Below are 12,973 nucleotides of genomic sequence, written 5' to 3' on the forward strand. Positions count from 1 at the left end.
ACGACTTTAGCGGGTGTAGGGCTTGTGATTGCATCAGGTTGTGTGGTGAACAACATCTTTGACCGAGACATCGACCAGAAGATGAAGCGCACACAAAATCGAGAATTGGTTCAGGGCAACATCAATACAGACGTCGCATTCATTTATGCGTTAGTCATGTTGTTGGTAGGCACGGCGCTGCTGTTTCAATTTGTTAATCCGATGTCTGCGGTTGTGGTGTTGCTTGGCTATGTGTTTTACGTCTTTTTCTACACCATGTGGTACAAGCGTAATTCGGTTTACGGCACCTTAGTGGGAAGCATCTCTGGCGCGGTTCCTCCATTGGTTGGTTACCTTGGCGTGACTAACTACCTGAGCTTAGAAGCCGTCCTATTGTTCATCATGTTCTGTTTATGGCAGATGCCACACTCGTATGCGATTGCGATGTTCCGCATTCAAGACTACCGCGATGCAGGCATTCCCGTTTTACCGGTCAAAGAGGGCGTCGACAAAGCACATCAACACATGAAAGCGTATGTGGTGGCGTTTGGAGCAGTTGCTCTGGGGTTATTTTTACTCGGAGAGGCGGGTTATGAATACTTAGCGGTGTCGGCAGCGGTTTGCTTTATGTGGACCAAAGTGACGTTCCGTAAGGTCGATTGCCTCAACTACATCCAATGGTCAAAGACAGTCTTTAAAGTCTCTTTGCTGGTGGTTATGAGCATCAGTGGTGTGCTAGGACTGGAGTTGATTCCGTTGCCTGCAATTTTTTGATTTAAGTTTGTCGTTGAACTCTCAATGTTTGAAGTCCGAGGGTTTGACGACTTTTTATTGTTTGTTTTTGTCATCTGTCTTATTTTTCTTTGTTGCTCCCCCCTTTAACTATTCAGCCTTGAATTACTTAGATTTTAGCTATTACCCTTCAAAAATATCATTGAACCAAGCTTCTAATTGCTCACGTTTATCTTGGGGGCCGTTGATGACGATTAAACGTTGCAAGCTTGCTTGATCCCAAGAAATGGTTCCTGTTGCTAGCGCATCGAACACGTCTAACTCTGTGATCAGAAGTAAATCTTCCTCGGTTGGTAATGTATCTCTTCCTGAAACTTTGACACCTTTAGCAAAGCTGATTTCGCTGTAGTGGCCTTTGATTGCTTCAAATAGATTGAACTCAATTTTGTTTGGATGTGCTTTGCCAAGTGCTGCTTGTATCGCAAAAAGGCGGAAATGATCAGGCTTATTTAAATTGCCAAATTCGTCATCTTGTCTTGCATTGATTATGTTGCCAAAGACTTCGAGAGAGCCCGGTTCAGTGATCAAGCTAAGTCCAGTATCTTGATGCAGGCCGCAAGCAAAAACCAAAGATGAACTGAGTGAAAGTAGCAGAGCGAAACGTTTTAGCATCTAGAAACCTTGAGTCGAACGTATATATTTCACATCACGCCATCAGTAAAGTTGATGTGAGCGGAGGAGTTTGAATTATATAATAAGCAAAAGATAAAGGGACCGCGAAGGGTCCCTATGTTTATCCGTTTGCTATCCTAGCGAGCCCTTAACTAACGTGTGTCAGTTAACGAACGATAAGCATCAGCTCTTCAGGGGAAAGAGGCTTATCGAAGTAGCTCATGAATAGACCAAAGGCTTGAATGTCGCCATTCGAGAACTTAAACGCACCAGACTGCATGTTGGTACCAATCACTTGTTGAGCGTTTGGACCAGCCATCAAGATTTGGTTCAATACTTGACGAGAAGTGTTGATTTGAACATCAGCGCCTTCTAGTGCCGTTTCATGAAGCTGAGCAATACCGTTACGCACTTCGATAGTGAATGACTCGTTGGTATCAGAGAAGTTGTAAGTTAGCGCAGTGTTCACATCTAGCGTGTTCTCTGCGATTAACGTCGATGTCATCATATCGAAGATTTGTTTACTTGGTAGGGCAGTTAGAACGTCTACAGAAGCAAAACTGATCATGTTAGAGAAGTCACGATTACCTTCTAGTTCAGCTGCAGCATTCAACGCCCAGTTACGCCAGTTGATGTTCACTTGATCGGCAGACCATGCTTTGTAAGCTTGTGCCTTTAGTAAGCGCGCTTCCATGTCATCTTTGTTTACCGTGATAGGGTAAGAAAGAATCTCCGCTGCAAAAGTGTAGTTCTCTGCTTTCATCGCTGCTTTTGCTGTGTCGATGATGTTATCACGGCCGCCCATGATTTCTACGAAAGCTTTAGCACGCTGCTCATAAGCCATTGGCTCTAGTTGCCACGGATCGGCTTCGAAGAAACCGTTGTAGCCTACGTAAATTTGGCGAACAGCGTGTGCAACAGTACCATAATGCTCACCCAACCAAGGGTGTTCTGCAAGGTGCTTAGGAAGTTTAACCACTTCAACTAGCTCGTCTGGCGTCATACCTTTGTTCATGTGACGAATCGTTTGGTCGTGTGTGTATTGGATTGCATCACGGTAAGCCGTTAGTACATCTGCTACCGCTTCTTTGCCTTCAACAGGACGACCATGCGAGTTGATCATGATTTCTGTATCGAATTGACGCATAACGTCGATGCCCTTGAACCACATGCTTGGATCACGGAATTTCGTACCGCGAATTGTGTGTAGGTTCGGGAAGTTTTCGCCTTGTAGAACCTCTGCTGCGTGCAGGATTTTTTGTTCTGGGAAGTAAACCACTAACTCATCTTTAGTTTCAGATGGCACGTTCTCGATGTGCATTTTCACGCCAGAAATTTCGATTTCGATGTGGCTTTGGCTTGGTACAAGCAGGTTTGGTTCGATGAACGAGATAGCACCTTGCATGAAGCGTGGACCAAGGCCGTCGTTTACTGTGCCGTGCTCGCCTTCTTCTACGTGCTTAGCACCTGTGTAAGAAGTACGGTGACCAAATAGAGTACCTAGGTTTGAAGACCAGTTAGCCACTGCAGCGGTTAGGCCTTCTTCAGCGATGATTTTTACTTCACCTGATGCCACTTCTTCATCAGTCACCCATGCACGCACACCAGAGATGTGGTCGATGTGGTTGTGAGAATAGATGATGGCTTTAACCGGCTTGTCTGTGATTTGACGGAACTGTTCTTTAACCGATTGAGCCATTTCTACCGACTCGCCTGGATCAACAATGATGATGCCGTCCGTACCTTCGATCATGACAGGAGTGTCTAGACCGAAGCCGTAACCAAGATAAATATTGTCATCCACTTTGATGATTGCTTGGTCCATTTTACGACCGTGCTTGGTGAGGATTGGATGAACGTGATCAGATTCTTCTGTGTAAGCCAGAGAGTCGCCCGTTTTCGATACAACTTGGATGCGCTCGCCTTTGCCCCAGAATAGGTTTGACTTGTGTTCGAAAAGAACCTCACTCTTGTAGCGAGCATCAAGGTCAATGTTTTGGTATTGCGCAGCATTTGCTGTCTGAAGTTCTTGGCCTACTTTCGATGTCGCTTCTACAGTTGGAGTTGCAGATGCAAAACCAGAAGCAAATAGAGCGCTTGCGATAGCAACAGGAAGCGCCATTTTTTTGAATGTATTAGTCATGGTCGTGACCTTATGTTTGGATACAGGAATTGGATTTCTTGAGTCAAATAATAGAGGTGGGAGAGGTCGCTATCTACGCGCGAACAGGATTTCAATCTATCGGTTTTACGATTAATTGGATAGCTAATGATTATTTTTGCGATTTATTTTGATCTAAATCAATTAGTAAGTGGGGGCTTGTGACAGATACAAAAATGCCCTGAAATTCAGGGCATTTAATTTGGAACTAATGGCTGTTATATAAGTGTTTACCGAGAACCTGAGTACTTACCGAGAATCTGAGTACTTACCAAGCACCTAAGTAAGACTTGTAAGATTGTAGGCGAACCGTTGCTGCGCCGATTACATCGATGAAGCCCCAGAATGGATGCGGCTTCTCAGCCGAGATCCAAGCCGCGCCAGTTGAACCAATAGGGATGTTGTAACCTTCTGGTTCGATGATCTCAAGTACGATAGTACGACCTAAAGCATTACCGTTTCTTACTACGTGTTGACCGACACTTTGTGGCCCCTGAAGTGGAGAAATACTCGACTCACCGGTACCTGCGTTAAAGCTGTGTACTTTTGCTCGGAACACGTGCCCTGGGTAGGCATCAACGAAGAACTCAGCGAAGTCTCCTACTTGAACATAGCCGTAAGTTTGGTCTGAAATGCGCATCTCAAGGAACTTTTTGCTGGTGTTGTAGAGGTGCATGTTACCCATGACAGAACCTTCAGCAATATTCACTATCGATACCTGACCATCAAATTCAGCCCTAATGGTTTTCTTCTCTTGCGCCCAATTTACTTTTTGTAAATCGGCTTTTAACGACACCAGTTCAGCATGCAGCACTCGAAGATCAGAGTCGTACTTTTCTACGTCACGCATATTGAAAATTTCAGGTGACGTTTCAGCACGCTCTAAGTCGCGATTCATTTGCTTGATCTCTTCTTCTTTCTGAACAATTGAAGATTCGATCTTTGCTTTGTCTGCGGCTGAGTCAATGTCGACGAGTGTGTAAATTACGTCGCCTTCTTTAACCATTTGGTTGTGTTCAACAAGCACTTGGTCGATCTGCTGGCCAAAGATCGGTGACATTACCGCGTGTGGTGCTTTCACTGTGGTTGAGTTGGTTAAATCAACCGGTGCCCACAAGCGAGAGATAACCGCTAATACCGCAAGAATCGTTACGCCGCCAATGGCAGCCCATGTGTAGTTCTTGAAGTTCTTCTTAAGTGCGCCTGTCGCAAACAGTGACCATACAATTAGGATGTATGGAATCATCATCTCTTTCATTATGCGACCTCTTTTTCTGTAGCGGATGGTGTTGTTGGAGTCTTTTCTTCTGAAGCCTGTTCTTTTGAAGATTGCTCTACTGAAGACGGCTCTGTTACCGGTTGTTCAGGTGATACGTGGACTGCGGCTGTCTCTGTATTGGTCGCGTCTTGTTTAGGCTGAACACCACGGCGAATAACATCACTCAGTGATTGACCAATATGCTTCCAGTTCGCCAACGCGATAACTAATGCAATAACCCAGAATGTTTTGCTAATGAATAGACCACAAAGTGACAGTGCAAACACGATTTGTACGTGAGCGCTTTTGTGCTCTTTTGCTTTATGCACACCCAGTTCATGCAACTGCCACATGCCGTAAACACCGGCTAAAACCACAGCAATGGTCACTGAGAACAAGTAACCAGAGAAGGACTCCATCTGGAAGAAGTTCATCATCATTTCATTGGGATGATTGTTGAATTGAGACATGTCGATGTCTTTAGAATGGATTGTGCCTAATGGTGCAAGAGCCCATGCTCCCGCAAACATCACTGCCATAAACAGGCAGAATTTAATCAAGACCATCACAACGGCCCAGATTTTCTGGAAAACGATTTTTATAAAGTTCATATCTCAACCTAAATAAGGAGAGAGAAAGTGCAGCCTTGGTACAAGACTTTTAGAAGACATCTGAAAGAGGTGTTGAACTCACGTAACCGTATAGACCTACTGAGTCAAAAGTACTAGATGACAATTAAAAATCGCTTTGACCACGTAGACAACGCATTCTCGCGAATAGAGTGTTAAAAACACCTGGCGAAATCATTCTTAAGTAACGTCTACCATTGATAGGTTCGTTTGCTGCATTGGGTTTTAAGGCCGTCTTCCGTGATGTGTGCAACACCATCATCTACACATTTTTAGGTTTTCTGTTTAGGTTAAGAATTGATTTGTTGGCGAAATAATAGGAAGTGTAACTGGTGCTATCTACGCATTATTGCGATATTGAATTATCGTAATTACGATGAATTGAGTGGTTGCTTAAACGTGAGGTGGGTTTATTTGAACAGGCTCAAACTCGGCTTATAAAATATGTCTATTTAATTAGCCTGGATCATAGAAGTGGCTATAAAAGTATCAATAAGGCAGGACGGAAATATTGAATACTCCGACCAGTCTAGGGTGAGTTTGGGTGGATTAAGCGTTACTGGCACAGCGAAGAGATTTAGATTCCAATCTGGCGAATGTGGCAGCTATTCGAAAGAGTGAGTTGTTCTGACATTTTTGCTCTTTACCATATGATGCTTCCTTCTCAGTTTTGTTTTCTCAATGAGCATCCGTTGTTTCATTCTATCGCTTTTACGATAAGATAATTAAATCTATCGCCAAATGAGCACTGAATCATGAGTAATGACATTCCGAATTTTAACTTATTGGCTGTGTTTTCAGCGGTGATGGAGCTGGGCAGTTTGAGTAAGGCTGCCGATCATTTGAATACCAATCAATCGACGATCAGCACTGCGCTCGGCCGACTGAAAAATGAAATTGGCCAAGAGTTGTTTGTGCGCAGTGGGCGAGGGGTTGTGCCTACTGCTTACTCGCAAAGCTTGTATGAGCAAATCAAAGCGCCAATACACGAGCTCAACGGCGTGTTTCAAGGTATGGCTGGGTTTGATGAAGCGAGTACAGAGCGCAGGTTTGTGGCTTCGGTTCCCGAACATTTAAAGTGGATGTTGCTCGATCGATTTTCTCAGTTATCTAACCAAGGCTTATCTCTTGAGGTGTATGACCAACCAGATAGTGATGATCAAGTCCATGAGGATCTATTAACTCAGAAGTTTGATTTGATGATCGACATTGTGTTGCCTGAGCATTCAAGCATGATGAGCGAAAAGCTCTACGACAGTGAGTTTGTGATTGTTTGCCGAAATGGGCACCCTAGGATCAAAGGTGAGATCACCGAGGCGCAATATCTCAGTGAGCAACATGCGGTTTTAGCCAGAACACGTCGCCAAGTAAGAAGTTTGACTCACTACACTTCGTTAGACTTATCCTCGCGTAAAATTGTAATTCACGGCAGCTCTATGGCCAGTAACCTAATGCTGTGTAGCCAGACTGATTACATCACTGTTGTGCCGCTTTCTATGGCGAACCAGTATCAGGAACGTCTTGGGTTACAGTTGTTCAAACCGCCTTTCGATTATCAGCCTATCTCTCATTACCTCATTTGGTTGAAAAAACAGAACACCGATCCGGCACATAAGTGGTTGAGAGAGCAGATCATCAATACGACTAATGACATGTCTAAATCACTAAACAGTTGGCGCTCCGCTTTCTGATCGTCGCCCTATCTTTTGTTTGCCAAATATCTTCTTAACAAATCACTTGTATTAAGTGAGTTATAATAGAAAATTATCACAATGATAATTTATGATAATTTCATTTATTTGCTGTCAGCTCGTATATTAACCCTAACAAAGGAGTGGGTAACCTCCACTCACGATTATATCGGCTCAGGTTGCTGGGCTAAAAAGGGCGAAATATGAAATTCCTACACACAATGATCCGAGTTACTGATTTAGACAAGTCTATCGAGTTCTACACCAAGGTATTGGGAATGAAGGAACTTGAACGCCACGAAAACAAAGAGTACCGCTACACATTGGTTTTTGTTGGCTATGAGCAAGGCGGCACGACTATCGAGCTAACGTACAACTGGGATATGAATGAGTACGAGATGGGCAGCGCGTTTGGTCATCTGGCATTGGGTGTAGAAGATATTTACGCAGCATGTGACAAAATCAAATCGCTAGGTGGCAACGTCACTCGCGAAGCGGGTCCAGTGAAAGGCGGCTCAACTCATATCGCTTTTATTACTGACCCAGACGGCTACCAAATCGAACTGATTCAACTAGGTTAATCGAGGATATAACAATGACAAACGCACTATTTCAACCAATTCAACTTGGTAATATCGAGCTTAAAAACCGTATTGTTATGCCACCGATGACGCGTTCTCGCGCAACGCAACCTGGTAATTCAGCAAACGATATGATGGCGGCTTACTACGCTCAGCGTGCTTCTGCAGGTTTGATTATTGCTGAAGGCACACAAATTTCACCTATGGGTCAAGGCTATGCTTGGACTCCGGGTATCTATTCTGATGAGCAGATCGCTGGTTGGAAAAAAGTGACTGATGCCGTACATGAAAAAGAGGGCGTTATCTTCGCTCAACTTTGGCATGTAGGCCGTGTAACACACCCAGACAACATTGGTGGTGAACAGCCAATCTCGTCTTCTGCACTTAAAGCACAAAACGTAAAGGTATTCATCGATAACGGTACTGATGAACCGGGCTTTGTTGATGTGGTTGAACCTCGTGAAATGACGAAACAAGACATCAAAGAGGTGGTTGAACAGTATCGCCAAGCGGCTTTGAATGCGGTTGAAGCAGGCTTTGATGGTATCGAACTTCACGCAGCGAATGGTTACTTAATCAACCAATTCATCGATTCTGAAGCAAACAACCGCACTGACGAATACGGTGGTTCAATTGAAAACCGTTTACGTTTCCTAGGCGAAGTGGTTGAAGCTATGGTTGAAGCGATTGGTGCTGACCGTGTTGGTGTACGCCTTGCTCCGTTCACATCGTTGAATGGTACGGTTGACGCTACACCAGTAGAGACTTACACAGCGGCGGCAGCACTACTTAACCTATACAAAATTGTTTACCTACACATTGCAGAAGTTGATTGGGACGATGCACCTGAAACGCCAAAAGCATTTAAAGCAGCAGTTCGTGAAGCCTACGAGGGTGTCCTTATTTATGCGGGTAAATACGATAGCGAGCGTGGCGAAAAAGCCGTTGCTGAAGGCGTAACTGACATGGTTGGTTTTGGTCGTCCATTCGTTGCGAACCCAGATTTACCAGCTCGTATTCAAAATGGTTACCCACTTGCAGCGCACGATCCAAACACATTGTTCGGTGGTGCTGAAAAAGGTTTAACGGATTACCCAGAATACGCAGGCTAAAAACAGCTGCCTGAAGCAGAGTATTGAGATAGTATCTCGATCCTGTTGAATGTTTATAAAAAGCAACCTTGCAGAGTCGGGTTGCTTTTTTTGTTATTGGACTAAGTAAAATGATGAACGTGAAAGCGATGCGCGGAGAGCTTTACCTTCTATTTGCCACCCTGCTAGCTGGGGTGGGATGGATTGCATCTAAGCTGGTGGTATTAGAAATGCCTGGGCCAGTGTTCATTGGTGTGCGATTCCTCGTCGCGAGTCTTATTCTTCTGCCATTTTGTATTCACCATACTCGTAAGCTTTCGTTTAAACAGATCTTGTCTCTTTGCGGCGTGGGTTTGTTGCTGTCTGCCTCACTGCAAGTCTGGGTGTATGCAGTGTCGGTGACCGAGACCTTGTCTGAAGGGGCATTCATCATGAGCTTAGCCATGATCATTGCCCCCTTTGTGTCTTGGATTTTGTTTCGAGTTAAACCTAATCGTGCGTTTTGGATGTCTTTCCCTATCGCGATTATCGGCATGCTGTTGCTGACTTTGGGTAACGGCTGGCATGTTGAGCAGAGTCAGATTTATTTCTTACTAGCATCGATGTTGTTGTCTGTTCACTTTGTGATGAACAAGCGTGTGATTACCAATATCAAGCCTATCGCATCAATCTGTGTGCAACTGTTTGTGGTCGGTGTGAGTGGTTTAGCCTTTGCTTCTATGACAGCTCAGCCGGAGTTCGAAATCACCAAAACCTTAGTCTTCTGGTTTATTGTCTCTGCGGTGATCGCAACGTCTATTCGTTACTTGCTACAAACGGTCGGTCAGCACTCCGTGAACATGGAAGTGGCGGCATTGATCATGATTCTTGAGCCTGTGTGGACGCTGCTGTTAAGTGTGAGTGTGCTTGGCGAAAGTGTAGAGATGCAGAAGCTGCTCGGTGGGGCGGTGATCATTGCTTCACTATTTTGCTATATCAAATGGTCGAGACGAAAATAAAACACTCGGCGCAAGGCCGAGTGTGGGTTGTTCTTCAAGTGCTTTTCTGAGCCTTATCAGGCGAGTGTTGAACAAGACTTGTCGAGTGCAGAGCAAGGGTTAAATTCTGCGAATAAGACGTGCAAAGGGTGTCACCGTACTTATCGTTCTCGCTGGTAACTATTCTAACAACGAGCTTTGAATACAGGTGGTAAAGTCGAACCCTTACCACCATAGTCCTATCGCACAGCCTTCTTTTCTTTATGCCATCAATTCGAATGCACTAGGGGCGGGAAAGGACGTGAATGAATTAGTCGCGAATAGTGACTTTTGTAATCACAATATCTTCGCAAGGCACATCTTCGTGTCCCCAGCGAATGGTTGTTGGTGCTTTCGCAATTTTGTTTACCACATCCATACCTGCTGAAACCTTACCGAATACCGCGTAACCCCAGCCAGCATTGGTTGTTGAGGTGTGATCTAGGAAATCGTTGTCATCAAGGTTGATGAAGAACTGCGCCGTTGCAGAATGTGGTGCATCAGTCCGAGCCATTGCCACAGAACCAATCACATTCTTCAAACCACGGTTTGCTTCGTTGACGATTGGGGCGCGAGTTGGTTTTTCTGTCATGTCGATAGTGTGACCACCACCTTGAATCATGAAACCTTCAATAACACGGTGAAATGTCGTGCCTTCGTAGAAACCGTCTTGGCAGTATTTAAGGAAGTTTTTCGACGTTACTGGCGCTTTTTCAAGGTTCAGTTCAATCTCGATATCGCCAAAGTTGGTGGTGAAAGTAATCATAGGGTTACCTAAAGTTGAAGTTTTACTGAGTCGTAATGACGAAAGTGGGTTGCAGTATAGGGAAAATAACAGCGGATACCAGTGATGGTTTTATTGTGGTTGAATTCTCATCAACCACCAAAATCACGCCTGATATTGTTTAAGGAACATCTCGACACTTGAAGTAATGATCACTTGTTTGTGCGCAGCATCCGGTGACGGCACATGACCAATGATTTGCGGCCAAAACGCAAAAGACTTAAGCAGACCAATGAACTGCGTGGAGGCGAATTGTGGGTCTAGTTCTACTAAACGACCGTCTGCCAACGCGGCTTTAATCCAGGTTGTAAGTCCACTTTCTGCTTGGGAATATTTTTCCATCGCTTGATGCGCCAGTTCGGCGTTATGGAAATACTCTGAGAACAACACGCGTGACAGGTCGATGAAGCCTTCAGACTCAAGTAACTCAAGTTCTTGATTGGCTATCGACGAAAGCTGTTCTTCAAGTGGCAGTTCTGCTTGATAAGGGAAATGCGTTGCGGCCAGAGTTTTGCTCCAAATGCTGTCTAGAATCTCATCTAAAAGCAGTTCTTTGCTGGCAAAGTGATTGTATACGGTGCGCTTTGATACTTCTGCGCGACTCGATATTTTATCCATGCTGGTGGCCTTGTAGCCATGCTCAGTAAACTCTGCGATAGCAGCGGCAACGATCGATTCACGTTTTCTTTGGCTCAGCGTTTTTTTTACAGTCATCGGGATACTACTCAATATGTCGCGGTTAGCATTACATACGCTAATTTTACACCAGTAAGTTTACTTTTAGAACACCAATCCGCGTATTGGTAATTCGGTCGAGAGCAACTGAATCGCTTTGCAATGCACGGTGGGTATCATAGAATCGAAAGTGTATTCGAATTTTATTGATATCAACGGAAGAGAATAAACAATCAATGAGTAGTATTTTAGAGTGTATTCGTACAGTTGGACGAGGAGAAAGAGGGCGTAAGCCTTTATCGTTCGAACAAGCCTACCGCATCATGGATGAGTATTTAAGCGGAGAAGTCGGTGACGACCAAATGGCTATGCTACTGATGTTGATTCGTGTGCAGAATGAAACCAATGAAGAGATCGCTGGCTTTGTAAAAGCGTTTCAATCTCGAGTGCCAGATTTAGGCGCTGATATTGATTGGCCGTGTTATGCAGGTAAGCGTAACGATAACGCCAGTGGCAAGCCTTGGAACTTGTTGGCGGCAAAAATCTTAGCTGACAATGGCTATAAAGTGTTAATGCATGGCTATATGGATAAGCCGAGCGGTAGGACGCACGTTGAAAGCCATTTGCAAGATGTCGGTGTGCAAAGTGCTGAGAGCCCTGAACATGCTAAGTCGATTCTTGAACAAGACGGCATTGCTTATTTACCGCTAGCTAACTTTGCGCCCGAAGCACAAACCATGATTGGTTGGAAACACCGCTACGGTTTGAGAACACCAATTAACACGGTAGTTCGAGCATTGAATCCTGGTGGTGGCCGTTTAGGTCTGCGTGGCAGTTTCCATCCTGGCTTTCCACAACTTCATGCGGAAGTTGAGCATGTTATCGGAAATAAATCCCACTCGGTGATTTCATTCAAAGGGATGAACGGTGAGTCGGAATATAATCCTAAAGTTAGCCAAACGGTATGGATGAGCTCTCCTGACAAAGTCGAATCGTTCTACTGGGAAGAGATGATGAACCTAGAGCTGCCACTTCCTAGTCAATGTGTACTTGGCACATCGGCTGAAGATATGGCGCTAATGGCTAATACCGTTGTCGACAGCATGACAGCCATTCTCTTTGCAGAAACGCACGATAAAACTGAGGCATACCAGAAAGCGGTGCGCCTGTGGCATGAGTATTGTGCGCGTTAGATGGTGGTTTGTAATCAATGAGAGAAGGTCAGCGAGCGCTGGCCTTTTTATACTTGATTTCTAGCAAGGGCTTTTCGTGAACGCCCAAACAATAAAGCTACTTCACTCGCATCAAGCGATGCATTTTGTCTTCGAACTGAATCTCAATCACCTGTGAGATTTTCATCTTATCAACACGATCAAGCATTCTCGCTTGGTAATCACGTTTTTTCATCCACTCTAGCGGTTCTTTAAAGCCATCTTCATTAATCACAAACGACTGATCGGTAATAGAGTCTTCAAAGATATGAACCACCCAAATGCGTGATTGGAAATCCAATAACTCACTAAAGTAGCTTTTTAACTTAGATAAGGAATTCGTTAGATACGTTTTAGGTGGGGTTTGGGAAGACATAGTAAACCGTATTTGGACAATGAAAATCGGCAAGGGCGCCGTCTGATCATTATAGCCTTTACCCGTTAGGCTTGTCAGGTCGAATTCGGCAGCCATTCACGGCTATTGCGCTTGCTA

13 protein-coding genes and 1 pseudogene are annotated in these 12,973 nt (G+C 44.6%); 7 read left to right on the forward strand and 7 right to left on the reverse strand.

Features of this window, described 5'->3' with window-relative positions; translation table 11 throughout:
- Positions 1-753, forward strand: a 753-nt coding sequence (cyoE, locus tag A136_RS08625; RefSeq protein WP_017065278.1) for a heme o synthase, incomplete at its 5' end; no start/stop codon positions are given.
- Between the two features lie 141 nt (positions 754-894).
- On the opposite strand, the gene A136_RS08630 is transcribed toward cyoE, so the two are convergent.
- The 4 genes from A136_RS08630 to A136_RS08645 form a co-directional block, all read right to left on the reverse strand.
- Complete coding sequence (locus tag A136_RS08630) at positions 895-1,383, reverse strand: hypothetical protein (protein ID WP_017065279.1); 489 nt, start codon at positions 1,381-1,383, stop codon at positions 895-897.
- A gap of 166 nt (positions 1,384-1,549) precedes the next feature.
- A complete protein-coding gene (locus A136_RS08635) occupies positions 1,550-3,526 on the reverse strand; it encodes an alkyl sulfatase dimerization domain-containing protein (RefSeq protein WP_017065280.1) in 1,977 nt (658 codons plus the stop codon).
- A 286-nt stretch (positions 3,527-3,812) separates the two neighbouring features.
- Positions 3,813-4,802 (reverse strand): efflux RND transporter periplasmic adaptor subunit, encoded by a 990-nt coding sequence (locus A136_RS08640; RefSeq protein WP_017065281.1) that lies wholly within the window; start codon positions 4,800-4,802, stop codon positions 3,813-3,815.
- Entirely contained in the window at positions 4,802-5,413 is a 612-nt protein-coding gene (locus A136_RS08645) for a hypothetical protein (protein ID WP_017065282.1), read from the reverse strand. The genes A136_RS08640 and A136_RS08645 overlap by 1 nt, the downstream gene beginning before the upstream one ends.
- A 773-nt stretch (positions 5,414-6,186) precedes the next feature.
- Here A136_RS08645 and A136_RS08650 point away from each other — a divergent pair.
- From A136_RS08650 to A136_RS23175, 5 genes and pseudogenes are all read left to right on the forward strand, one after another.
- The gene (locus A136_RS08650; RefSeq protein ID WP_017065283.1) at positions 6,187-7,122 is read left to right on the forward strand and encodes a LysR family transcriptional regulator; all 936 of its coding nucleotides are present in this window, start codon (positions 6,187-6,189) and stop codon (positions 7,120-7,122) included.
- A 203-nt stretch (positions 7,123-7,325) separates the two neighbouring features.
- A complete protein-coding gene (gene gloA, locus A136_RS08655; protein ID WP_017065284.1) occupies positions 7,326-7,703 on the forward strand; it encodes a lactoylglutathione lyase in 378 nt (125 codons plus the stop codon).
- Positions 7,704-7,717: 14 nt separating this feature from the next.
- Complete coding sequence (locus A136_RS08660; protein ID WP_017065285.1) at positions 7,718-8,815, forward strand: alkene reductase; 1,098 nt, start codon at positions 7,718-7,720, stop codon at positions 8,813-8,815.
- Positions 8,816-8,925: 110 nt separating this feature from the next.
- Positions 8,926-9,792: a DMT family transporter gene (locus tag A136_RS08665; protein ID WP_017065286.1), complete on the forward strand. Its 867-nt coding sequence runs from the start codon at positions 8,926-8,928 to the stop codon at positions 9,790-9,792.
- 42 nt (positions 9,793-9,834) lie between these two features.
- Positions 9,835-9,951 (forward strand): annotated as a pseudogene (locus A136_RS23175) (cytochrome c); the annotation flags it as partial.
- Between the two features lie 130 nt (positions 9,952-10,081).
- Here A136_RS23175 and A136_RS08670 read toward each other — a convergent pair.
- Both A136_RS08670 and A136_RS08675 read right to left on the reverse strand, forming a co-directional pair.
- Entirely contained in the window at positions 10,082-10,576 is a 495-nt protein-coding gene (locus A136_RS08670) for a peptidylprolyl isomerase (RefSeq protein WP_017060208.1), read from the reverse strand.
- A 123-nt stretch (positions 10,577-10,699) separates the two neighbouring features.
- Entirely contained in the window at positions 10,700-11,308 is a 609-nt protein-coding gene (locus A136_RS08675) for a TetR/AcrR family transcriptional regulator (RefSeq protein ID WP_017065287.1), read from the reverse strand.
- A 167-nt stretch (positions 11,309-11,475) separates the two neighbouring features.
- Between A136_RS08675 and A136_RS08680 the strand changes: the two genes are divergently transcribed.
- Positions 11,476-12,462, forward strand: a complete 987-nt coding sequence (locus A136_RS08680; RefSeq protein WP_081324522.1) for a glycosyl transferase family protein — start codon at positions 11,476-11,478, stop codon at positions 12,460-12,462.
- Between the two features lie 97 nt (positions 12,463-12,559).
- Here the strand turns inward: A136_RS08680 and A136_RS08685 are convergent, their stop codons facing one another.
- On the reverse strand, positions 12,560-12,856 hold the full coding sequence (locus tag A136_RS08685) for a hypothetical protein (protein ID WP_029235295.1): 297 nt from the start codon (positions 12,854-12,856) through the stop codon (positions 12,560-12,562).
- Positions 12,857-12,973: the final 117 nt, after the last annotated feature.

The organism is Vibrio crassostreae 9ZC13, assembly GCF_000272045.2.
GTDB lineage: Bacteria > Pseudomonadota > Gammaproteobacteria > Enterobacterales > Vibrionaceae > Vibrio > Vibrio crassostreae_C.